The organism is Sphingobium sp. L-44, from assembly GCF_056859495.1.
The window spans coordinates 23,787-45,562 of the sequence record NZ_JBSXOQ010000097.1 but is presented as its reverse complement, the minus strand read 5'-3'; the positions used below and the strand labels follow the sequence as shown (position 1 = coordinate 45,562).

18 protein-coding genes, 2 tRNA genes and 1 pseudogene are annotated in these 21,776 nt (G+C 64.4%); 13 read left to right on the top strand and 8 right to left on the bottom strand.

The window, feature by feature from the left end:
- The first annotated feature begins 139 nt into the window (after positions 1 to 139).
- Both purF and AC13EK_RS15370 read left to right on the top strand, forming a co-directional pair.
- Positions 140 to 1,618, top strand: a complete 1,479-nt coding sequence (purF, locus tag AC13EK_RS15375; protein ID WP_004207288.1) for an amidophosphoribosyltransferase — start codon at positions 140 to 142, stop codon at positions 1,616 to 1,618.
- Positions 1,619 to 1,714: 96 nt separating this feature from the next.
- Complete coding sequence (locus AC13EK_RS15370; protein WP_069336978.1) at positions 1,715 to 2,431, top strand: SDR family NAD(P)-dependent oxidoreductase; 717 nt, start codon at positions 1,715 to 1,717, stop codon at positions 2,429 to 2,431.
- Here AC13EK_RS15370 and AC13EK_RS15365 read toward each other — a convergent pair.
- Both AC13EK_RS15365 and AC13EK_RS15360 read right to left on the bottom strand, forming a co-directional pair.
- Positions 2,428 to 3,696 (bottom strand): annotated as a pseudogene (locus AC13EK_RS15365) (class I SAM-dependent methyltransferase). The gene AC13EK_RS15370 and the pseudogene AC13EK_RS15365 sit on opposite strands and share 4 nt — an antisense overlap.
- A 37-nt stretch (positions 3,697 to 3,733) precedes the next feature.
- Entirely contained in the window at positions 3,734 to 5,110 is a 1,377-nt protein-coding gene (locus tag AC13EK_RS15360; RefSeq protein WP_069336977.1) for a cryptochrome/photolyase family protein, read from the bottom strand.
- Between the two features lie 189 nt (positions 5,111 to 5,299).
- Here AC13EK_RS15360 and AC13EK_RS15355 point away from each other — a divergent pair, with 189 nt between their 5' ends.
- The 10 genes from AC13EK_RS15355 to AC13EK_RS15310 all read left to right on the top strand — a co-directional run bounded on the left by AC13EK_RS15355 (position 5,300) and on the right by AC13EK_RS15310 (position 15,309).
- Positions 5,300 to 5,785: an RNA pyrophosphohydrolase gene (locus AC13EK_RS15355; protein ID WP_069337025.1), complete on the top strand. Its 486-nt coding sequence runs from the start codon at positions 5,300 to 5,302 to the stop codon at positions 5,783 to 5,785.
- A 41-nt stretch (positions 5,786 to 5,826) separates the two neighbouring features.
- Complete coding sequence (locus AC13EK_RS15350) at positions 5,827 to 6,726, top strand: DUF481 domain-containing protein (protein WP_010337856.1); 900 nt, start codon at positions 5,827 to 5,829, stop codon at positions 6,724 to 6,726.
- A 41-nt stretch (positions 6,727 to 6,767) separates the two neighbouring features.
- Entirely contained in the window at positions 6,768 to 7,985 is a 1,218-nt protein-coding gene (locus AC13EK_RS15345) for a hydrolase (RefSeq protein WP_069336976.1), read from the top strand.
- A 16-nt stretch (positions 7,986 to 8,001) separates the two neighbouring features.
- Complete coding sequence (locus AC13EK_RS15340; RefSeq protein WP_069336975.1) at positions 8,002 to 9,021, top strand: arginine N-succinyltransferase; 1,020 nt, start codon at positions 8,002 to 8,004, stop codon at positions 9,019 to 9,021.
- A complete protein-coding gene (locus tag AC13EK_RS15335) occupies positions 9,018 to 10,277 on the top strand; it encodes an N-succinylarginine dihydrolase (RefSeq protein ID WP_069336974.1) in 1,260 nt (419 codons plus the stop codon). The genes AC13EK_RS15340 and AC13EK_RS15335 overlap by 4 nt, the downstream gene beginning before the upstream one ends.
- Positions 10,278 to 10,306: 29 nt before the next feature.
- Positions 10,307 to 10,528, top strand: a complete 222-nt coding sequence (locus AC13EK_RS15330) for a hypothetical protein (protein WP_029547748.1) — start codon at positions 10,307 to 10,309, stop codon at positions 10,526 to 10,528.
- A 123-nt stretch (positions 10,529 to 10,651) separates the two neighbouring features.
- Entirely contained in the window at positions 10,652 to 11,560 is a 909-nt protein-coding gene (locus AC13EK_RS15325) for a histidine kinase (RefSeq protein ID WP_069336973.1), read from the top strand.
- A gap of 166 nt (positions 11,561 to 11,726) precedes the next feature.
- Positions 11,727 to 12,173: a TadE/TadG family type IV pilus assembly protein gene (locus AC13EK_RS15320; protein ID WP_251007820.1), complete on the top strand. Its 447-nt coding sequence runs from the start codon at positions 11,727 to 11,729 to the stop codon at positions 12,171 to 12,173.
- The gene (locus AC13EK_RS15315; protein ID WP_069336972.1) at positions 12,170 to 13,813 is read left to right on the top strand and encodes a TadG family pilus assembly protein; all 1,644 of its coding nucleotides are present in this window, start codon (positions 12,170 to 12,172) and stop codon (positions 13,811 to 13,813) included. The genes AC13EK_RS15320 and AC13EK_RS15315 overlap by 4 nt, the downstream gene beginning before the upstream one ends.
- Before the next feature lie 47 nt (positions 13,814 to 13,860).
- Complete coding sequence (locus tag AC13EK_RS15310) at positions 13,861 to 15,309, top strand: cobyric acid synthase (RefSeq protein WP_483022265.1); 1,449 nt, start codon at positions 13,861 to 13,863, stop codon at positions 15,307 to 15,309.
- Positions 15,310 to 15,381: 72 nt separating this feature from the next.
- Here the strand turns inward: AC13EK_RS15310 and AC13EK_RS15305 are convergent.
- From AC13EK_RS15305 to AC13EK_RS15290, 4 genes are all read right to left on the bottom strand, one after another.
- Positions 15,382 to 15,458, bottom strand: a tRNA-Arg gene (locus AC13EK_RS15305).
- 120 nt (positions 15,459 to 15,578) lie between these two features.
- Positions 15,579 to 15,761: a hypothetical protein gene (locus AC13EK_RS15300; RefSeq protein ID WP_004207302.1), complete on the bottom strand. Its 183-nt coding sequence runs from the start codon at positions 15,759 to 15,761 to the stop codon at positions 15,579 to 15,581.
- A gap of 93 nt (positions 15,762 to 15,854) precedes the next feature.
- A complete protein-coding gene (locus tag AC13EK_RS15295; protein ID WP_069336950.1) occupies positions 15,855 to 16,034 on the bottom strand; it encodes a hypothetical protein in 180 nt (59 codons plus the stop codon).
- A gap of 105 nt (positions 16,035 to 16,139) precedes the next feature.
- Positions 16,140 to 16,216: transfer RNA gene (locus AC13EK_RS15290), tRNA-Arg, on the bottom strand.
- A 138-nt stretch (positions 16,217 to 16,354) separates the two neighbouring features.
- On the opposite strand from AC13EK_RS15290, the gene AC13EK_RS15285 reads away from it, so the two are divergent.
- Positions 16,355 to 16,846, top strand: a complete 492-nt coding sequence (locus AC13EK_RS15285; RefSeq protein ID WP_069336949.1) for a hypothetical protein — start codon at positions 16,355 to 16,357, stop codon at positions 16,844 to 16,846.
- Positions 16,847 to 16,908: 62 nt separating this feature from the next.
- Here the strand turns inward: AC13EK_RS15285 and ppdK are convergent, their stop codons facing one another.
- Complete coding sequence (gene ppdK, locus AC13EK_RS15280) at positions 16,909 to 19,608, bottom strand: pyruvate, phosphate dikinase (protein ID WP_048937175.1); 2,700 nt, start codon at positions 19,606 to 19,608, stop codon at positions 16,909 to 16,911.
- A gap of 138 nt (positions 19,609 to 19,746) precedes the next feature.
- Positions 19,747 to 21,750: a glycine--tRNA ligase subunit beta gene (gene glyS / locus AC13EK_RS15275; RefSeq protein WP_069336948.1), complete on the bottom strand. Its 2,004-nt coding sequence runs from the start codon at positions 21,748 to 21,750 to the stop codon at positions 19,747 to 19,749.
- Between the last annotated feature and the right edge of the window lie 26 nt (positions 21,751 to 21,776).

Genomic DNA, 21,776 nt, shown 5'->3' with positions numbered 1-21,776 from the left:
GTTTAGCCCATGGAAAAGCCGGCAAAACGCAGCGTTGCCACGATTGGCCACGCTTTTTTGTTACAGGCAGGCGACAAATCGACCGGGAAGGATTATATGCGCGCGAAAGGTCGCCCCAGAGGGGTGGTCAGGAACGGCAATGGACCCGCTCACACCCATGATTACGACGAATCCTTTCGACGACGACAAGTTGCGCGAAGAATGCGGCATTTTTGGCGTATCTGGCGCAGAAACCGCGTCCGCGATGGTAGCGCTCGGCCTTCACGCCCTGCAGCATCGCGGCCAGGAAGCGGCAGGCATCACCAGCTGGGACGGGCATGATTTCCATACCCATCGCGCCATGGGGCATGTCGCCGGCAATTTCGACCGCGACGAGGTGATTCGGGGCCTTCCCGGCGACACGGCCTGCGGCCATGTCCGTTACTCGACTACCGGCGAAACCTCGCTGCGCAACGTCCAGCCGCTCTATGCCGAACTCAATTCCGGCGGTTTCGCGGTTGCCCATAACGGCAATATCTCCAATGCGATGAAGGTCCGCCGCGAACTGATCCGCCGCGGCTCCATCTTCCAGTCGACCTCGGACACCGAAGTCATCATCCATCTGGTCGCGACGTCCAATTATCGCACCCTGCTCGACAAGTTCATCGACGCGCTCAAGCAGATCGAAGGCGCTTATTCGCTGATCGTCATGACCCCCGAGGGCATGATCGCCTGCCGCGATCCGCTGGGCATCCGCCCGCTGGTGATGGGCAAGCTGGGTGATTCGACCATCTTCGCTTCGGAAACCGTCGCGCTCGACGTGGTCGGCGCCGACTATGTCCGCTCGATCGATCCGGGCGAACTCGTCATCGTCACCAAGGATGGCGAAATGCGCTCGATCCGCCCGTTCGGCGAAGTGCATCCGCGCCCCTGCATCTTCGAGCATGTCTATTTCAGCCGCCCCGATTCCATCATCGACAATTCCAGCGTCTATTCGGTCCGCAAGGCGATCGGCGCGCAGCTGGCGATCGAAAATCCGGTCGAGGCCGACTATGTCATCCCGGTGCCCGACAGCGGCGTGCCGGCCGCCATCGGCTATGCGCAGGAATCGGGCATCCCGTTCGAACTGGGCATCATCCGGTCGCATTATATCGGCCGCACTTTCATCCAGCCGGGCGACAAGGTCCGCCATCTGGGCGTCAAGCTGAAGCATAATGCCAACCGCGCCCTGATCCAGGGCAAGCGCATCGTGCTGATCGACGACTCGATCGTGCGCGGCACCACTTCGCTGAAGATCGTGCAGATGATGCGCGAAGCGGGCGCGGCCGAAGTGCATATGCGCATCGCATCGCCGCCGACCAAGCATAGCTGCTTCTATGGCGTTGATACGCCCGAGCGCACCAAGCTGCTGGCGCACAAGCTGGACATTGGCGGCATGCAGGACTTCATCCACGCCGACAGCCTGGCCTTCATCTCGATCGACGGCCTGTACAAGGCGCTGGGTGAGGCGAAGCGCGCCGACATCCGTCCGCAATATTGCGACGCCTGTTTCACTGGCGACTATCCGACCAAGCTCACCGACCAGGATGAAGCCGTGGTCGAAAACCAGTTCGAACTGCTGGCAGAACGGGTCTCCTGATCCACGGGCAAGGCCCGACCGGGCGGGGTCGCACGACCCCGCCCTTTCCTTTTCCCACGACGACACCCGGCATCGGTCGGGGCGAACGGAGAGCCGATGTCTGATACCTTGCCGCTGTTCGGAAAACTTGCGCTCGTCACCGGCGCCAGCCGGGGCATCGGCGCCGCGACGGCGGAAGCGCTGGCCGCAGCCGGCGCCCATGTGATCCTGACCGCGCGCACCAGCGGCGGACTGGAAGAGGTGGAAGATCGCATTCATCAGGCCGGCGGCAGCGCCACCATCGCGCCGCTCGATCTGATCGACGGCGAAAGCATCGGCCGCCTGGCCCAGGCCATTTCTGGCCGTTGGAAGGCACTCGACATACTCGTCCTCAACGCGGCGACGCTCGGGTCGCTGGCATCGGTTCCCGCAATCGATGCCAAGGAATTTGCCCGGCTGCTGATGCTCAACATTGCCGCCCCCCAGGCGCTGATCGCCGCTTTCGATCCGATGCTGCGGGCGAGCGCCGACGCGCGGGTAATTGCCCTGACATCCTCGGTCGGCGCCACCCCGCGCGCCTATTGGGGCGCCTATGGCGCGTCCAAGGCCGCACTCGAAACGCTGGTCGGCGCCTATGGCGAGGAGATGAAGAACATCTCCGCCATTCGCACCCATATCGTCGATCCCGGCGCCACCCGCACCGCAATGCGCGCCCGCGCTTTCCCCGGCGAAGACCCCGCAACGCTCAAGGGACCGGAAACGGTCGCCAGGGCCATCCATGATCTGGTGCTGAGCGATGCCCCGAACGGCCACCGCCTGCGCGTCGAGAGTTAAGCGGCCGGCTTTGCCAGCGTGACCTGGGCGACATCAATGGTGCCGCCCCGGAAACCGCCTTCGCAATACATCAGATAATAGCGCCATAAGCCAACGAAATGCTGGTCGAAACTGGCCGGCAATCGTCCTTCGTCGATCGCCCGATCGAACCGCTCGCGCCAGCGGCGCAGCGTTTCGGCATAATGGCCGCCAAAGCGGCGCACGTCGCGCCATTCCAGCCCGCGTTCCTGCGCCAAGGCCCGAAAACGACTTTCGGATATCAGCATGCCGCCGGGGAAGATGTAGGTCTGGATGAAATCGGCGCCGCGCGCATAATGATCGAAGATCGCGTCGTCGATCAAAATATACTGGATCGCGGCGCGGCCGCCGGGCTTCAGCAGGCGCGCGACCGCATCCAGATAGTCGGGCCAATAATGCTGGCCGACGGCCTCCACCATTTCCACGCTGGCGATGGCCTCATATTGCCCCTGCGCGTCGCGATAATCGGTCAGATGAATCTGCGCGCCCGATCCCAGCCGATCGCGCGCATAATCAGCCTGCTCGACCGACAGAGTCAGCCCATCATATCGGATGGCGCAGCGCTCCATCGCCTGCTCGGCGAGGCCGCCCCAGCCGCATCCGATTTCCAGCAGCGCCTGCCCGTCGCGCAAGTCCAGCCGATCCAGCAGGGCGTCCACCTTGCGCTGCTGCGCGCGCTCCAGGCTTTCGATTCGATCCTCAGGATTGAGGAATAAGGCACTGGAATAATGCATGTTCTTGTCCAGTCATAGGCTGTAGAAATCATTGCCCAGATCATAATGGAAGGCGATGTTCCGGCGCGAGCCGTTACGATTATTCCGCCGCGCCCAGTGCAACAATCGCCCTGCCCAACGGGCCGGCCCATGGGGTCGCGCGACGCGCCCCAGCGATACCGCATTGGCCATGAACAGTGCGAACAGCGGCACCGGATCGGCACTGCGCCACTCGCCCGCCGCCCAGGCGCGATACCAGCCCGCCGAGCCACCCATCGCCAGCCGCACCAAGGCGCGCCAGTCAACCAGGTCCACGACGCAGTCGAACCCCGGCGCCCGTCCGCCCAGCAGGCGGCGCGTGCCGTCCGGCAAAATCGCGTCCAGTGAGCCCTGCTCCAATCCCTGGTCGATACGATCGAGCATGCGATGGAAAAGCGGCGCGAACAGGCGCGCGCGCCATCCCGGCGTCCGGTCTGCCGGCGGGCGCCGGATCGACAATGCGGCCTTGCCGCGACGGGGGTCGACTGCATTCATCGGGCCTCTTTCTGCCCCATGCCGCGCGTCGCTGCAATCACCCCTTCATCTGGCGATAGGCCGCCAGCGCACGCTCGCGGCCCTCGCGATGGCCGATCCGCTTTTCGGGATAGGATGATGGCCTAACCCCATGAAAATCCGGGTCATGGATGACGCGATCGTCCAGATGCGCCAGTTCCGGCACCCATTGGCGGATATAGTCGGCGGCATCGAATTTGTCCGACTGGGTCAGCGGCGCCATGATCCGGGTGAAGAGATTGGCATCGACGCCGCTGCCCGCCACCCACTGCCAGTTGACGCTGTTATTGGCATAATCCGCGTCGACCAACGTGTCCCAGAACCAGCGCGCGCCATGGCGCCAGTCGATCAGCAAATGCTTGATGAGGAAACTGGCCGCGATCATCCGCACCCGATTGTGCATCCAACCCGTCTGCCAGAGCTGGCGCATGCCGGCATCGACGATCGGATAACCCGTTTGCCCCCGTTTCCACGCCGTCCAGTCGACTCGCGCCTCGCGCAGATCGCGCCAGCGCATGGCGTCGAAGGCCGGCTGGGCATTTTCCGATCCATAGGTCGGCAAGGCCCAGACCTGATTATGGGCATAGTCGCGCCAGATCAGTTCCTTGAGATAGACGGTCGCGTCGCCCGGCGCCTGCGCCACCCGATGCCAGACCTTGGCCGGCGAAATCTCCCCGAAATGAAGATGCGGGGAAAGGCGGGACGTTCCCTCCTGCGACGGCAGATCGCGCGCGACCGCATAGTCTCCGACTTCTCCCAGAAAACTGTCGAGATAGCGCTTTGCCCCCTCTTCGCCCGGCGACCAGTCGGCAGGGAAGCCGCGCGCCCAGTCCGGATCGCGCGGCAGCAGCGTCCAATCCTCCAGCCTGTCGCTGACCGGCCAATGCGATGGGGCATCGATCCGCTGCGGCGCGGGCTGTGGTGGCGCGGGTGGCATATGCAGCATCACCGCGCGGGAAAAGGGCGTGTAGATGCGATAGGGCGTCCCGCCACCCGTCCGCACCGCCTCCACTGGCAATAGCAGTCCGCCGTCATGAAGTCGCAGGTCGATCTGCCTTGCCACCGCCTTTTCGGCATTGCGCCACCAGGGTTCATGATGGCGGATCGCATGCACGACCTGCGCGCCGCTTTCCTGAGCCACCTGCGCCAGCACATCGGCGCAGCGTCCGCGCCGCAGGATCAATCGCGATCCCTTGCCCCTCAGTCGCTCGTCCAGGCTGGCAAGACTGTGATGCAGCCACCAGCGCGAAGCGCCGCCCATCGCCCATTGGCGCGGGCTTTCATCATCAAGGATATAGAGCGGAATGACCGGGCCGGCCTGCGCGGCGGCGGCGAGCGCCGCCTGGTCCGATAGGCGCAGATCCTGGCGGAACCAGATTATGGTGGGGGATGGCATGACCGCCCAATGCCTGCCTAGCCCCCCGGTTCCAAATGAATTTTCCGCGCCCTTCCGGGAGATGAGCTGCAAATCCGATGAATGTCGATTCGGCCAATGGACGCGCGCATCGCCGCCGCCTATTCTGGAACCCATTACACTAGCCATGGGTCGTCAACCGGCCATGGCTGCAGCGATGCAGGGGAAGACATGGCGTCGATGCCAGATAATGCAGAACTGAATTACCGGCCGTGCGTCGGGATCATGCTGGTCAACATGGCGGGCAAGGTCTTCGTCGGTCAGCGCCTCGATAATGTCGTGGAAGCCTGGCAGATGCCACAGGGCGGGATCGACGAAGGCGAAGACGCCAAGACGGCAGCGCTGCGCGAACTGGGCGAAGAGACCGGGATCACACCCGAACATGTCGAGATCATCGCCAAGAGCCGCGACGAGCATTTCTATGATCTGCCGCCCGAGCTGATCGGCAAGCTGTGGGGCGGCAAATATCGTGGCCAGCGCCAGATCTGGTTCCTTGCCCGCTTCCTGGGCAAGGACAGCCATATCGACATCCAGACCAAGCATCCCGAATTTCGGGAATGGAAATGGGCTGCGCCCGAAACGCTGCCGGAACTGATCGTGCCGTTCAAGCGCAAGCTTTACCGCGACATATTGCAGGAATTCCACGACTTGATCTGATGGGGGCTTAAAATCCCCGGTCGGTTCGCTATGACAGCGGCATGCGTCACTGTCTGGCTATCCTGCCCTTCCTCTTTGCCACCCAGGCCTGGGCCAATGCCCCTGCGCTGCTGCCGCCATCCGTACGCGAAATGCTGGAGGCGGCGATTGCCAATGGCAATGAGACGGAGATCGCGACCGTCGCCAAGATCGCCAAGCAGACCAATCCGCAATCGGCCGACCAGATCCAGCAGATGGTCAACAGCTGGAAGGAACGGACCAAGGCGACCCATGACACGGTGATTCGCGAGGCGCGCTTCACCGAATTATGGACCGGCAAGCTGGAGGCCGGCGGCTTCCGCTCGACCGGTTCGACCAGCGAAATCGGCATCAGCGCCGCGGCGCAGGTCAAGCGCGAAGGGCTGGAATGGAGCCATAAGCTCAGCGCCACGGTCGATTATCGCCGCGCCAATGGCGTCACCTCGCGCGAGCGCTACACCGCCAGCTATGAACCGCGTTATCAGTTCGATCCACGCGGCTTCGCCTATGGCCTGACCCAGTTCGAACGCGATCCCTCGATCGGCTATGACGAGCGCTACACCGCCTCGGCCGGTATCGGTTACAAGGTGATCGTCAGTAAGCCGATCGACCTGTCGCTCGACCTGGGCCCGTCCGTCCGTCATGCCAAATATGTGATCGGGCCGCGCGAAACCAAGCTGGGCGCGCGTGCATCTATGGACCTGGCCTGGCGTCTGGCGCCCAATGTCACCTTCAAGCAGACCGCTGCAGGCTACGCGGAAACTGACGTATTTTCCGTCAATTCCCTGACACAATTGCAAACCAAGGTGAGCACGCGCCTGTCCGCTGGCCTGTCCTATACGGTGCAATATGAGTCGGAGACCCTGCTGTCCGCGCGCGACTTCGATACGCTCAGCCGCCTGACTCTCAGCTACGATTTCTGATCGGGGTGGAGCAGGCGCCCGCGCTCTGATAGACCTCCGGGATGAACGGCATCCACCCGCCCGTAACAGCCCCTGAAACCGCCCTGCTGGAGCAGGTCGCCGCCGCGCCGATGCTGGCACAGGTCGAGGCATGGGCCAGCATCAACAGCGGATCGCGCAACCTGACCGGGCTCGCCACCATGGCCACCACGCTCGCCGACGCCTTTTCGGTGCTGCCGGGCGAGGTAGACCTGATCGACCCCGATCCGGTCGAGACCGTGGCGCCCGATGGCCGCACATCGGTGATCCGCCATGGCCAGCATCTTCGCCTGACCGTCCGTCCCGATGCGCCGGTCCAGTTGCTGCTGACAGGGCATATGGACACGGTATTTCCCGTCGACCACCCGTTTCAGACGCTTCGCTGGCTGGAACCCGGCATTCTCAACGGCCCCGGCGTCGCCGACATGAAGGGCGGCATCGCCGTCATGCTCGCCGCCCTGACGGCAATCGAGCATAGCGAGGCGACCCGGACGCTTGGCTATCAGGTGGTGATCAACAGCGACGAAGAAGTCGGCAGCCCCTCTTCCGCCGCGCTGCTCCGCCAAGCCGCAGCCGGCAAGCGCGCCGCCTTCACCTATGAACCAGCCCTGCCCGATGGCACGCTGGCCGGCGCGCGCGCAGGCAGCGGCAATTTCTCGATCATCGTCACCGGCCTCAGCGCCCATGCCGGCCGCAATCCCGACGATGGCCGCAACGCCCTGCTCGCGGCCGCCGATCTCGCGCTGCGCCTGAAGGCCGGCAGCGGCAGCGGCTTTTCCTGCAATCCCGCCAAGATCGACGGCGGCAGTCCCAATAATGTCGTGCCCGACCATGCCGTGCTGCGAGTCAATTTCCGCCCGCGCACGCCGGACGATGAAATCGCGGCCCGCGCCCTGCTGGATCGGGCCATGGCCGATGTCGCCCGCGACCATGGCGTCAGCCTGCATCTCCATGGCGGCTTTGGTCGCCCACCCAAGCCCATGGATGCCAAGGCCGAGCGGCTGTTCGGCCTGGTCAGGCGTTGCGGCGCGGAACTTGGCCTCGACATCGGCTGGCGCGACACCGGCGGCGTGTGCGACGGCAACAATATCGCGGCCTGCGGCGTCCCGGTGGTCGACACCATGGGCGTGCGCGGCGGCAGCATCCACAGCGACGCCGAATTTCTGATCAGCGACAGCCTGGCCGAGCGCGCGCAACTGTCCGCGCTGGCGCTGCTGCGGATCGCCCAAGGACAATATTGAGAGAGAGGACGGCCTTTTGAGTTTCTACATGCGCACCGCGCGAGCGGACGACCTGCAGACCCTGTATGAAATGGCGAAGCTGACCGGCGGTGGCTTCACCAACCTGCCACCCGATCGCGCCGCGCTGACCGCCAAGCTGGAGCGCACCGAACAGGCGCTCGGCCGGCAGGATGGCGGGATCAAGGATGATCTGATCGTCCTGGTGCTGGTCAATGCGCAGACCGGCCAGGTGCGCGGCACCTGCCAGATCTTCAGCACGGTGGGGCAGAGCTGGCCCTTCTATTCCTATCGGCTGGGCGTGCTGACCCAGCATAGCCGCGAACTGGCCCGCACCTTCCGCGCGCAGATGCTTTCGCTCACGACCGATCTGGAAGGATCGACCGAGGTTGGCGGCCTCTTCCTCCACCCGCGCGAACGGGCCGAGGGGCTTGGCCTGCTGCTCGCGCGCAGCCGCTATCTTTATATCCGCAACCATCGCGATCGCTTCGGCGACCGGGTGATTGCCGAACTGCGCGGCGTGATCGACGAAGCGGGCGGCTCGCCCTTCTGGGATGGCCTGGCCGGCCGTTTCTTCGGCATGAATTTCCAGGAAGCCGACGAGTTCAACGCCGTCAACGGCAACCAGTTCATCGCCGACCTGATGCCCAAGACGCCGATCTACACCGCGATGCTGACCGACAGCGCCCGCGCCGTCATAGGCCTGCCCCATCCCAATGGCCGCGCGGCGATGCGGATGCTGGAGACCGAAGGCTTCACCAATGCCGGCTATGTCGACATCTTCGACGGCGGCCCGACCATGGTGGGCCAGATCGACCAGCTCCGCACCGTGGCCCAGGCACGCGACGTCACCTTGGCGGCCACCCATGACAAGGGCGGCGACAAGATGCTGGTGTCGACCGGCCTGCTCGCCGATTATCGCTGCACCTATGGCTATGTGCAGGAGGGCGAGGATGGCAGCATCTCGCTCGACGCGGCCAGCGCCGCGCTGCTGCAACTGGACGTCGGACAGGCATTCACCATGGCGGGGCGGGCATGAGCGTGCGCGAAATCAATTTCGACGGGCTGGTCGGCCCCAGCCATAATTATGCCGGCCTCAGCCTTGGCAATCTGGCCTCGTCCCGCAATGCCGGCGCGGTGTCGCACCCTCGTGCCGCAGCCCTGCAGGGGATAGAGAAGATGCGCGGCAATCTGCGCCTTGGCCTTGCCCAGGGTATTTTCCTGCCGCAATGGCGTCCTGACGGCGCCTGGCTCGCGACCTTGGGCACCGACATCAGCAATGCCGATCCGCATATCCGCGCCGCCGCCATGTCGGCCTCGTCCATGTGGGCCGCCAATGCCGCGACCGTCTCACCGGCCGCCGACACCGCCGATGGACGCACCCACCTGACCGTCGCCAATCTCGTTACCATGGCGCATCGCAGCCATGAATGGCCCCAGACGCTGGCGCAATTGCGCATCGCCTTTTCCGACACCCGCGCCTTTGCCGTGCATGGCCCGATCCCCGCGCCCTTTGGCGACGAAGGCGCGGCCAACCATATGCGCCTGTGCGACAGCCATGGCGCGCCGGGCATCGAGGTCTTCGTCTATGGCCAGTCGGGTGGCCCCTTCCCTGCCCGCCAGCATGTCGAGGCGAGCAAGGCCGTGGCCCGCATCCACGGCCTCGATCCGGCCCGCACCCTGTTCGTGCAGCAGTCGCAGGAGGCAATTGCCGCCGGCGCCTTCCACAATGACGTCGTCGCCGTCGCCAATGAGCGCGTTCTCTTCACGCATGAACAGGCCTTTGCCGACAAGCAGGCCTTCTACGCCTCGCTGCGCACGCTGTTGCCGTCGGTGGAGATCGTCGAAGTGCCCGCCAGCGCCGTCAGCCTGGCCGACGCGATCAAGAGCTATTTGTTCAACGCGCAGCTCGTCACGCTTCCTGACGGCACCATGGCGTTGATCCTGCCGAGCGAGGCGCAGGCGGTCCCGGCCGTATGGACCTGGCTGGAACAGATGATCGCCGGCAATGGCCCGATCCGCCGCCTCGTCCCCGTCGATGTGCGTCAGTCGATGGCCAATGGCGGCGGCCCCGCCTGCCTGCGCCTGCGCGTGGTCGCGGATCCAAAGGATATCGACCCGCGTTTCCTGGTCGATGAGCCGCGCCTGGATGAAATCGCCCGCATCGTTTCGGACTATTGGCCCGAAACCATTGCGCCCGACGACCTGTCCGACACGCGCCTTATTGCCCGGATCGAACAATCATGGTTAAGCCTTGTTGACCATTTGCAACTTTCGGGCGACTTAATGCCTTAGAAGATGGACGAAAGCCTCGGATGAGTCTGATGGAACGGATCAAACGCCTCTTCACGATCAAGACCAAGTTCGAGGCTTTCCTCGTGATCTACGCGCTTGCGCTGGGCGCCAGCGAGCGCGGCGTCGTCTATATGCATCAATATCCCGGCGTCGGCGGCCAGTTGCTTGCCCTCGCCTGCTCCGGCGCTGTCTTCATGGCGGGCGGAAAAATGCTCGACGCCCTGGAACTCCAGCGTAGTTACGGCTCTTGATACTGCCTGAACACCATTGCTCGCAAAGCAACACCAGTTCGCCGCACATAAGGGATATTACGTAGCCGCCGCCCGTTGGTGAGGGTCTTTGTGCCTGCACCCAGATTTGGGAGAGGGTCAATCATGCCGGACGACATAAGCGACAGGAGTGTCACCGCTGCGGAACTGGTCCGCAACTTTGCCCATTGGCGCGAGATCGGCGCGCGACACCCCCTGCTGATCACCCATCATGGCCGCGAAACCCATGTCTTCATGGGGCTGGACCGGTTCAAGGCGCTCGCCAGCCAGGACGAGTTCGATCAGAATCCCGATCGATTGCGCGAACTGGCCGTGCGCATGGCCCAGGGACTGATACTGTGCCGCGCCGATTTTCGCATCGACCTGATCAATCCGGTCGCGCTGGCCATGGCACGGCGCTGGGACCGGCGGCTGGAAGGACAGATGCTTTGGGACGCGCTGCCAGAACTGGTCGGCACGCTGACCGAGGCGCATGCCCGGCATAGCCAGGTGTCCGGCGAAATCAGCGCTGCGGATATTCCCTCCCCCTTCCGCGACGATAGCTGGCTCCACGTCGAAACCTTTCCCTTCGCCGACGGGATCGGCTTGCTGCTGCGCGACATCACGTCCGACGTGCAGCGCCATCGCCTGGCCGACGTCAAATCGGCCATTCTCAAGGCGATGGGCATCCATGGCGGCGTCGGCTATGCCCGCCTCTCCAACCGCGGCTTCATCGAATATGTCGATGCCACCATCTGCACCCTGGTCGGGCTCCCCGAAGCTCGCCTGATCAACGCCTATATGACCGACCTCATCGCCCTGCCACAGCGGCCGCATTTCCGCCAGGAACTGGAAGCGGTATTGCGCGGCGAGGGCGACCGCCGCGTCCAGGCCCATCTGCTCACCAATGGTGGCGCCTTGCTCCCGATGGAAGGCGCGCTGGTCCAGTTGCGCGGCACCTACGGAACGGAGGGCGTTGTGCTGGTCATGACTCCGCCCTGCTTGAGCGAAAACGACCAAGCCGGACCCCAATGATGTAAAATCCAGCGGTCATAGCGGATTTGTCCGTGTAGACCGTTCAGTATCTCCCCGAAATGTCCGAAAAGCCCCGAAAACGCGGCTTCGGATTTACACAATTCGCACAAAATGTGCGCGAATTTCGCATACCGCTTTTTGAATGTTGCGCCTTTATTGGAGTGACATGCGGAACCCTCCTCTCCATGCGGTGCTTCGCCTCGCTCGACTGGGCCAGGCCATGTCCCGTCATGAGCGTGGCAGCGTGCTTGTCGAAGCCGCCTTCGCCCTCCCCCTGATGATCATCCTGTTGCTCGGTATCCTGCTCTATGGCGGCTGGTTGATGACCGCTCATAGCCTGCAGCAGGCAGCCAATGACGCGGCACGCGCGGCCGTGGCCGGCATGACCGCGACCGAGCGACGAGCGCTGGTCGACGAAAGCGTCAATGCCAGCCGCCCTTCCTTTCCGCTGCCGGGCGCGCAGACGATCGGCGTCGCCGCCAATGCGAACAGCGGCTATTATACGGTCACCCTGACCTATAATCTCAGCAACGCCCCCTTCTTCTCCGCCGCCATCTTTCCGATGCCCGCCGCCCAGATCCAGCGGAGCGCCGTTGTGCGGATTGCGTCATGAACCAGCCGCACAAGCGCATGCGCCGCCTGCTCGCCGACAAGCGCGGCGGCATCAGCGTCCTGCTGGCGGGATCGCTATTCATGCTCGCTGGCGCCGCTACGGTCGCCGTCGACCTGGGATCGGTCTATCTCGCCAAGCGCCAGTTGCAGGGCGTGGCTGATGCCGCCGCGCTGGCGGCCAGCAGTGGCGGGCGATCGGCCGCCGAAGCCTTGCTGACCAAGAGCGGCGTCCCCGGCGTATCCCTGGTGGCGGTCCAAACCGGCTATTATGACCAGAATAGCGCAGTCGCGGTCGGCAATCGCTTTGTATCGGGCGACCCGCGTGCGAGCGCGATCCAGGTCCAGGTCCAGCGCCGTACCCCCCTCTTCTTCGGCCGCCTGCTGGTCGGCAGGGATGGCGTCGACGTGCGCGCCCATGCCACCGCCGCCCGCTCCGACGCGGCAGCCTTCTCCATCGGCACCGGCCTTGCCTCGCTCAGCGGCGGCCTTCCCAACATGCTGCTGTCGGCCCTTGCCGGGACGGAACTCAATCTGTCGGTCATGGACTATCAGGGGCTGGCCAACCTGAACGTCGACCTGCTTCATTTCGCCGACGCTCTCAAGGTCCGCACCGGACGCAATGACGCCGCCTATGGCGAATTGTTCGGTGCCAATATTCCATTGTCCGACGTCATCGGCGCCATTGCCGACACCGCGGACAATAGCGGCACGGCCGCCCTGCTCCGCAATATCGGCGGCAAGCTGCCGGGCAAGAGCGTCCGCCTCAGCGATGTCATCGATCTGGGTCCGATGAAGGGGACCGGCAGTTCGACCGGCCAGCCCAGCCTGCTGCTCGACTCCTTCTCGATGCTGCGCATGGTGCTGAGCCCGCCATCCTCGACCGCCGTGCCGCTGGACCTGACCCTGAACGTTCCGGGCCTGACCAGCACGCGGCTGAAGCTCATCACCGGCACCGGCCAGGCCAGCACCCCCCTGATCAGCATCACCAACGACAAGAATTTCATCCTGCGCACGGCGCAGACCCGCATCTTCCTCGAAAGCCGGGTCGGCACTCTGCTCACCGGGATCGCAACGATCCGCATCCCGCTCTATGTCGAACTGGCATCGGCCGAAGCGCAATTGTCGAATATCGTCTGCGATCAGGGTGCCATCAACAATGGCGTGACGCTGGCGGTCAAGCCGTCGATAGGGACGGCGGTGATCGGTGATGTCGATGAAGCCGCGCTCACCAATTTCTCGACGCCCGCCAATCCGCGCACCGCGACTCTGGCGTCGGTCCTCGGATCGCTGACCCAGGTCCATGCCTATGCCAATATCGCGCTGGGCGGCGTGACCCAGCAAAATGTGCTGTTCACGCCCAGCGATATTTCCGGGAAGCAGAGCAAGACCGTCAGCACCCAGGATCTGACCCAGGGGGTCGCCTCCAGCCTGGCCAACCAGACCAAGGTCACGGTCACGCTCGCCGGACTGCAACTGCCGCTCAGCCCCCTGATCTCACCGGTTGCGGGCTTGCTGGGCACGACCGCGCCCATCCTGGACGACCTGCTGAGCAACCTCACCGCCATCCTGGGCGTGAAGCTGGGCACCGCGACGGTCAAGGTCCACCAGATGCGATGCGGGATGCCGACGCTCGTCGCATGATGCGCTAAGCGCTTGCCATCATTGCCGCCGGCTTGCAGGAACAGGCCATGGGCGCAATCATGCTGCAGGGAACCGGATCGGACGTCGGCAAATCGGTGCTGGTGGCGGGGCTATGCCGCGCCCTGCTCCGCCGGGGGTATCGCATCCGGCCATTCAAGCCACAGAATATGTCGAACAATGCGGCCGTCACCGTGGACGGCGGCGAGATCGGCCGCGCACAGGCGCTGCAGGCGATCGCTTGCGGGGTCGAGGCGCATACCGACATGAACCCAGTACTGATGAAGCCCCAGGCCGACCGGACATCGCAGTTGATCGTCCATGGCCAGGTGCGCGGCACATTGGGCAGCGGCAATTTCCGCAGTGCGCGCGGGCAGTTGCTGGGCGCCGTGCTGGAAAGCTATGAGCGGCTGAAGGCGCAATGCGACATTGTCGTCGTCGAAGGCGCCGGATCACCGGCCGAGATCAACCTGCGCGCCGGCGACATTGCGAACATGGGCTTTGCCCGCGCCGCCGATGTACCGGTGCTGCTGGTCGGCGATATCGACCGGGGCGGCGTAATCGCGGCGATCGTCGGCACCAGGGCCGTGATCGACCCGGAGGATGCCGCGATGATCCGCGGCTTCCTGATCAACAAGTTCCGCGGCGCCCCCGCGCTGTTCGAGAATGGCTATCGCCAGATCGAAGCGCTGTCGGGGTGGCGCGGCTTTGGTGTCGTCCCCTGGCTGGAGGCGACCGCCCGCCTGCCCAGCGAGGATGCGGTGGTGCTGGAGCGGACAGCACAGCCCGGAACCGCGCGCACCGTCATCGCCTGCCCCATCCTGCCCCGCATTTCCAATTTCGATGATCTTGACCCGTTCAAGCTCGACCCCGGCGTGGAATTGCGCATGGTGCCGCCCGGTCAGCCGATACCGGCCGAGGCCGCGCTGATCGTCCTGTCCGGCTCCAAGGCGACGATCGCCGACATGGCGGCCATGCGCGCGCAGGGCTGGGACATCGACATCTTGGCGCATCATCGCCGCGGCGGCGCGATCCTGGGCATTTGCGGCGGATATCAGATGCTCGGGCGCCATATCGCCGACCCTGACGGGATCGAGGGACCGGCCGGCACGGTCGCGGGCCTGGGGCTGCTCGACGTCGAGACGCGACTGTCGGCGGGCAAGCGACTGGAACGGGTCGAAGGCGTGGCGCTGGGCGCCATCTTTGGCGGCTATGAGATGCATATCGGCGAAACGAGCGGCCCCGACAGCGAGCGGCCCTTCGCACGCCTTGGCGGCAATGCAGATGGCGCGATCAGCGCCGACGGCCGGGTGATGGGCACCTATGTCCATGGCCTGCTCGCCAGCTGCCCGCTGCGCGCGGCCCTGCTTGCCCGGCTGGGCGTTGATGGCGGCGTGGCGGATTATGATAAGTCGGTCGACATGGCGCTGGATGCGATCGCCGCCCGGCTGGAAGAGCATCTGGACATCGACGCGATCGTCGCCTTGGCGCTGGGCTGAGCGCTCAGCCCTTAAACGCCAAATGGGCCGGAAACCTTGCGGTTTCCGGCCCGTTTTATTCCTGTGAAGAAATGGTGCACCCGGAACGATTCGAACGTCCGACCCTCAGATTCGTAGTCTGATGCTCTATCCAGCTGAGCTACGGGTGCGTTGTGGAGGCGCAGATATAAGGGCCCGCCTGATCTGGCAACCCCCAAAAATCATCAATGTGAAATTTATGCGAAAATCGCCGACAAAAGCCCGTATTTCCAGGACTTGCCCCTCGCCGCCTATTGCTTGCGGCGCGGCCAGGGATGGAGAATCGGGATGTAGATGGCGGCAATGATGCCCAGCGCCAGGAAAGTGAGGCCGATCGCCAGGGCAATCACCCAGTAGCGCGGGTCTTCCTGCGACACGAACCATCCCGCAATCAGCGACGGTATGAACAGAAGGAGGCGTGCGATCCAGACCATGGATATTCCCCGCATGTCGTAACGATGCGTCGATCCTAGCATGCTGACTTCGGCAGGGAAATTAGTCTGGAAGCCGCTTTGGCCTCTGATCGGTCATTCCCGATAGGGTGGCCGCAGCCGCATGCCCTTGGTCCGGCTGGTCAGATGATATTGGCGACACAGCGCACAGCGATAAGGCCGCAGGACGATGGATGCACGATGGACGACAGCCCATGCCTCCTCCTCCGTGGCATAGCGTGCCTTGCGGGTGCAAATGCCCAATGTCGTGCGCATAGAGGGATGCTTCGCCAGATCGCGCCCGGCGTCAATGCCGATTGACTCGACAAATCTCAAGCAACCACAGTGAGTTGCGCTCGATCGTTCAGCGATGAAGGAAAATGGTGCACCCGGAACGATTCGAACGTCCGACCCTCAGATTCGTAGTCTGATGCTCTATCCAGCTGAGCTACGGGTGCGTTGGAGTGGCGCTGTTAGAAGCGTCCGGCGGTGCTGGCAAGCACTTTCTTTCACTTTTTTTGACAATGCCCGAACCATGGGCGTTTTCGGCAACTTCCCGGCGGGCTGATCGTTTCGACGCTGGAAAGGATGCCGACATGAGCTTCACACCCAACGAGATTGCGCTGCTGTTGGTGGCGCTGCTGGCCGGCCTGGTGCTTGGCCTGATGATGAGCGGCCGGGGCAAATATAAGCGCCTGTGGCGCGAGGAGCAAAGGGCCCACCACCATGCCATCCGGGATCGCGATGCGCGGCTGAATGCCGCCAATGAACGGATCGCCGAACTGGAGCGCCAGTCCGCCCCGATCGGCCCCGGCACGGCCACCGCCGTGGCCGGCGGCGTGCAGGGCCGCGATGACCTCAGCCGCATCAACGGCATCAGCCAGACGCAGGAGGTCGCGCTCAACGAGGCGGGCTATCATCGCTACGGCCAGATTGCGGCGCTGAATGGCGAGCAGGAAGCGACGCTGGAAGCCCGCCTGGGGCTCAAGCCCGGCACGATCGCGCATGAGGACTGGCGCGGCCAGGCGCACGATCTGGAACGGGGCGAGAAGCCGGGCCTGCTGAGCCGCCTCACCGGCCAGGCCTGACCCCCTGAAACCCTGAGCCCCTGAAACGAAGAAGGGCGGGAATTGCCTCCCGCCCTTTCCGCTTACTTCTTCGCCAGAGCGGCCTGCGCCGCGGCGAGACGGGCGATCGGCACGCGATAGGGCGAGGCCGAGACATAATCGAGGCCGGTCGCCTCGCAGAAGGCGATCGAGGCCGGGTCACCGCCATGTTCGCCACAGATGCCCAGCTTGATGCCGGGGCGGGTCGCCCGGCCGCGCTCGGCCGCCAGTTCGATGAGCTGGCCCACGCCCTCCACATCGATGCTGACGAACGGATCGCGGGCGAAGATGCCCTTGTCGACATATTGCGTCAGGAAGCGGCCGGCGTCGTCACGGCTAATGCCGATGGTCGTCTGGGTGAGGTCGTTGGTGCCGAAGGAGAAAAATTCGCCAACTTCGGCGATCTCACCGGCCTTGAGCGCCGCGCGCGGCAGTTCGATCATCGTGCCGACCAGATAGTCGACCGATGCGCCCTGCTCGGCGAACACGTCCTTGGCGACCTGATCGACGATCGCCTTCATCAGTTCCAGCTCCTTCTTCGTCGCGACGAGCGGGATCATGACTTCCGGGATCGGCGCCTCGCCGCTCCGTTCCTTCACGATCAGCGCCGCTTCGAAGATGGCGCGGGCCTGCATCTCGTAGATTTCGGGATAGGTCACGCCCAGGCGGCAACCGCGATGGCCCAGCATCGGGTTGAATTCGTGCAGTTCGGCGGCGCGACGCTTGAGCGCCTCGACACCGACGCCCGCCGCCTTGGCCACTTCCTCGAACTCCGCTTCGCCATGCGGCAGGAATTCGTGGAGCGGCGGGTCGAGCAGGCGGATGGTCACGGGCAGGCCGGCCATCACCATGAAGATCTGGGCGAAATCGTCCCGCTGTTCGGGCAGCAGCTTGTCGAGCGCGACGCGGCGCCCCTTCTCGCTGTCGGCCAGGATCATCTCGCGCACGGCGGTGATGCGGGCCGCGTCGAAGAACATATGCTCGGTCCGGCACAGGCCTACGCCTTCGGCACCGAAGTCGCGCGCGGTCTGGCAGTCGAGCGGGGTTTCCGCATTGGCGCGGACCTTCAGGCGACGGACCTTGTCGGCCCAGGCCATCAGGATGCCGAAGTCGCCGGCCAGTTCGGGCTGCACGGTCGGCACTTCACCCGCCATGACTTCGCCGGTGGCGCCGTCGATGGTCAGGATATCGCCTTCTTTCAGCTCACGGCTGCCGATGCGCAGTATCTTGTTGGCATTGTCGATCGACAGGCTACCCGCGCCCGAGACGCAGGGACGGCCCATGCCGCGCGCCACCACGGCGGCGTGGCTGGTCATACCACCACGCGCGGTCAGGATGCCCTTGGCCGCGTGCATGCCGTGAATATCTTCCGGGCTGGTTTCGACGCGCACCAGGATGACGGCGTCGCCCAGTTCGTTGCGACGCTCGGCGGTGTCGGCATCGAACACGATCGCGCCGCTGGCCGCACCCGGCGAGGCCGGCAGGCCCTTGGTCAGCACGTCGCGCGGTGCCTTGGGATCGAGGGTGGGGTGCAGAAGCTGGTCGAGCGCGGCGGGATCGACGCGGGCGACGGCTTCTTCCTCGGTGATCAGGCCTTCACTGGCCATTTCGACCGCGATCTTCAGCGCGGCCTTCGCCGTGCGCTTGCCCGAACGGGTCTGGAGCATCCAGAGCTTGCCCTGCTGGACCGTGAACTCGATGTCCTGCATGTCGCGATAATGGGTTTCGAGGATGTCGAACACCCGTGCCAGTTCGGCATAGGTTTCGGGCATCGCCTCTTCCATCGACAGCGGCTTGGCCCCTGCCCGCTCGCGCGCCTGCTTGGTCAGATATTGCGGGGTGCGGATGCCGGCAACGACGTCCTCGCCCTGGGCGTTGATCAGATATTCGCCATAATAGGCGTTCTCGCCGGTCGCGGGGTCGCGGGTGAAGGCGACGCCGGTGGCCGATGTGTCGCCCATATTGCCGAACACCATCGCCTGCACATTGACGGCGGTGCCCCAGTCGCCGGGGATCGAGTTCAGGCGGCGATAGACCTTGGCACGGTCCGCCTGCCAACTGCCGAACACGGCCGAGATCGCGCCCCAGAGCTGGTCGGCGACATCCTGCGGGAAAGGCTTGTTCCAGAGCTTGGCGACCAGCGCCTTATATTCCGAAACCAGCGCCTTCCAGTCGTCGGCGGTCATTTCGGTGTCGAGCGTGTAGCCCTGATCTTCCTTGGCGATTTCAAGGGCTTCCTCGAACGCACCATGATCGAGTTCCAGCACCACGTCCGAATACATCTGGATGAAGCGGCGATAGCTGTCCCAGGCGAAACGCTCGTCGCCCGATGCGGCGGCCAGGCCCAGCACGGTCTCGTCATTGAGGCCGAGATTGAGGACCGTGTCCATCATGCCCGGCATAGAGATGCGCGCGCCCGAGCGGACCGAGACCAGCAGCGGATCGGCCGCATCGCCGAATTTCTTGCCGGTAACCGCCTCGATATGGGCGATGCCATTGGCGACTTCCGCCTTCAGGCTTTCGGGATAGACGCCGCCATCGGTATAATAGCGGGTACACATTTCGGTGGTGATTGTGAAGCCCGGCGGCACCGGCAGGCCGATCGCGGCCATGCCGTCAAGGTTCGCGCCCTTGCCGCCCAGCAGATTCTTGTCGCCCTTGCCCCCGTCGTTCACGCCACCGCCGAAACGATAAACATAGCGCGTCGAAGTGGTGCTCATCTGGGCCTCTTCCGTCATAACCATATACCGGCTCTCCCTGCACTGATTGCCGAGTTGTGCGTTGCAATAATAATGCCGCAATTAGCGGCTCAAGCCATTAGGGGATAGGACTTATCCCGCTTAACTTCGCATATTTCCCGCAGATTTTGGAATTTCGTTTCCTTATCCTGTAATCTTCGAAAAGTCGGCGACATTGTGCACTGCATCACGGACCCGCGCCAGCAGCGCGAGGCGAGTCGTGCGCTTCGCCGGATCAGCATCATTCACCGTCACGGTCTCAAAGAAGGCGTCGATCGGCGCCCGGAGCGTCGCGAGCGCCGCCATGGCGCCTTCGAACTCCTCGGCCGCGACAGCCTGTGCCGCCTGCGGTTCCGCAGCGTCGAGCGCAGCGATCAGATCAGCTTCCGCCTTTTCGGGTTCATAGGAAAGCGAAATCGCCTCCGCCTGCTCCACGCCTTCCTTCTTGAGGATATTGGCGGCGCGCTTGTAGCCTGCGAGCAGATTGGCGCCGTCATCGGTCGCGACGAAGGACTGGAGCGCCTTCACGCGTGCGAGCAGGCGAACAAGGTCGTCCTCGCCACCCAGCGCGAACACCGCGTCGATCAGGTCATGACGAACGCCGGCTTCCTTCTGCTGGACCTTGAGGCGGTCGGCGAAGAAGTCGAGCAGGTCACCCTCTGCAACAGGCATACGCAGACCATTGGCGGTCACGATCTGGATCACGCCCAGTGCTGCACGGCGCAGCGCGAACGGGTCACGCGAACCCGTCGGCTTTTCATCGATACCGAAGAAGGAACGCAGCGTATCCAGCTTGTCCGCCAGGCCGACCGCCACCGTGATCGGCGCGGTGGGGACATCATCGCCCTGCCCGACCGGCTTGTAATGGTCGCGGATCGCGTCGGCGACGGCGTCGGGCAGGCCTTCGGCGCGAGCATAATAGCCGCCCATGACGCCCTGCAATTCGGGGAATTCGCCGACCATTTCGGTGACGAGGTCCGCCTTGCACAGTTCCGCCGCCTGGCGCGCCAGCACCGGGTCGCAGTTCGGCACGATACCTTCGCTCGCCAGCCATTCGGCCAGCTTCGCGACGCGCTCGACCTTGTCGGCGACGGTGCCCAGCTTCTCATGGAAGGTGATACGGCCAAGCTTCTTCGCCTGCTCGGCGAGCGGGGTCTTGCGGTCCTGCTGCCAGAAGAAGCGGGCATCGCTCAGGCGTGCGGCCAGCACCTTGCGGTTGCCGGCGACGATCGCCACACCGCCATCCTTCGCCTCGATATTGGCGGTGCAGATGAAGGCAGGGGCGAGCTTGCCCGTCGCATCACGCAGAACGAAATATTTCTGGTTGATACGCAGGGTTAGCTGAATGACTTCAGGCGGAACCTCAAGAAATTCCGGATCGAAATCGCCCAGCAAGGGCACCGGCCATTCGGTCAGGCCGGCATTTTCCGCGACCAGCCCCTTGTCCTCGATCACGCTATAGCCCTTGGCCGCTGCGGCCTCGCCGGCCTTCGCCTCGATGATCGCCTGACGCTCCTGATGCGAGACGATGACATAAGCGGCGCGCAGCTTGGCGGCATAGTCGTCGGCGCCTTCGATGCGGATCGCGCCGGTCGAATGGAAGCGATGCCCCACCGTCTCGCGGCCAGCCTCGATCCCCTCGATCGACAGCGGGACGATCTCGCCGCCGAGCAGCGCGATGATGCCCTGCAGCGGGCGGACCCAGCGCAGGCTTTCGGTGGTGGCGCTGGCCGCGCCCCAGCGCATCGACTTGGGCCAGGGGAAGGCGCGGATGACTGCCGGCACGGCTTCGGCCAGCACGTCGGTGGTGGCACGGCCGGGCTTGTTCACCACGGCGAACCAGACGCCGTCGCGATCCTCAAGCTGATCCTGGGTCAGGCCGGTCTTGCGCAGGAAGCCTTCAAGCGCCTGCGCCGGGGCGCTGGTGCGGGGACCCTTGAACTCCTCGCTGACCGCCGCGGTTTCCAGCGGCAGGTCGCGAGCGATCAGCGCCAGGCGGCGCGGCGTGACGAAGCTGTCGATCGACGCGGGCTTGAGCCCGGCCTTGGCCAGTTCCTCGGTGAAGAGGCGCGCCAGATCGTCGGACGCCTTCAATTGCATGCGCGCGGGAATTTCCTCGCAGCGCAGTTCAAGGAGGAAATCGGTCATGCGATTTCCTCCGATGCCCCAGCGCA

What these genes read in the sequence shown, in the direction of transcription:
- purF (WP_004207288.1), top strand. Translation starts at nt 140, where the DNA reads ATGGACCCGCTCACACCCATGATTACGACGAATCCTTTCGACGACGAC.
- AC13EK_RS15370 (WP_069336978.1), top strand. Translation starts at nt 1,715, where the DNA reads ATGTCTGATACCTTGCCGCTGTTCGGAAAACTTGCGCTCGTCACCGGC.
- AC13EK_RS15360 (WP_069336977.1), bottom strand. Translation starts at nt 5,110, where the DNA reads ATGCCATCCCCCACCATAATCTGGTTCCGCCAGGATCTGCGCCTATCG.
- AC13EK_RS15355 (WP_069337025.1), top strand. Translation starts at nt 5,300, where the DNA reads ATGGCGTCGATGCCAGATAATGCAGAACTGAATTACCGGCCGTGCGTC.
- AC13EK_RS15350 (WP_010337856.1), top strand. Translation starts at nt 5,827, where the DNA reads ATGCGTCACTGTCTGGCTATCCTGCCCTTCCTCTTTGCCACCCAGGCC.
- AC13EK_RS15345 (WP_069336976.1), top strand. Translation starts at nt 6,768, where the DNA reads ATGAACGGCATCCACCCGCCCGTAACAGCCCCTGAAACCGCCCTGCTG.
- AC13EK_RS15335 (WP_069336974.1), top strand. Translation starts at nt 9,018, where the DNA reads ATGAGCGTGCGCGAAATCAATTTCGACGGGCTGGTCGGCCCCAGCCAT.
- AC13EK_RS15330 (WP_029547748.1), top strand. Translation starts at nt 10,307, where the DNA reads ATGGAACGGATCAAACGCCTCTTCACGATCAAGACCAAGTTCGAGGCT.
- AC13EK_RS15325 (WP_069336973.1), top strand. Translation starts at nt 10,652, where the DNA reads ATGCCGGACGACATAAGCGACAGGAGTGTCACCGCTGCGGAACTGGTC.
- AC13EK_RS15320 (WP_251007820.1), top strand. Translation starts at nt 11,727, where the DNA reads ATGCGGAACCCTCCTCTCCATGCGGTGCTTCGCCTCGCTCGACTGGGC.
- AC13EK_RS15315 (WP_069336972.1), top strand. Translation starts at nt 12,170, where the DNA reads ATGAACCAGCCGCACAAGCGCATGCGCCGCCTGCTCGCCGACAAGCGC.
- AC13EK_RS15310 (WP_483022265.1), top strand. Translation starts at nt 13,861, where the DNA reads ATGGGCGCAATCATGCTGCAGGGAACCGGATCGGACGTCGGCAAATCG.
- AC13EK_RS15300 (WP_004207302.1), bottom strand. Translation starts at nt 15,761, where the DNA reads ATGGTCTGGATCGCACGCCTCCTTCTGTTCATACCGTCGCTGATTGCG.
- AC13EK_RS15295 (WP_069336950.1), bottom strand. Translation starts at nt 16,034, where the DNA reads ATGCGCACGACATTGGGCATTTGCACCCGCAAGGCACGCTATGCCACG.
- AC13EK_RS15285 (WP_069336949.1), top strand. Translation starts at nt 16,355, where the DNA reads ATGAGCTTCACACCCAACGAGATTGCGCTGCTGTTGGTGGCGCTGCTG.
- ppdK (WP_048937175.1), bottom strand. Translation starts at nt 19,608, where the DNA reads ATGGTTATGACGGAAGAGGCCCAGATGAGCACCACTTCGACGCGCTAT.
- glyS (WP_069336948.1), bottom strand. Translation starts at nt 21,750, where the DNA reads ATGACCGATTTCCTCCTTGAACTGCGCTGCGAGGAAATTCCCGCGCGC.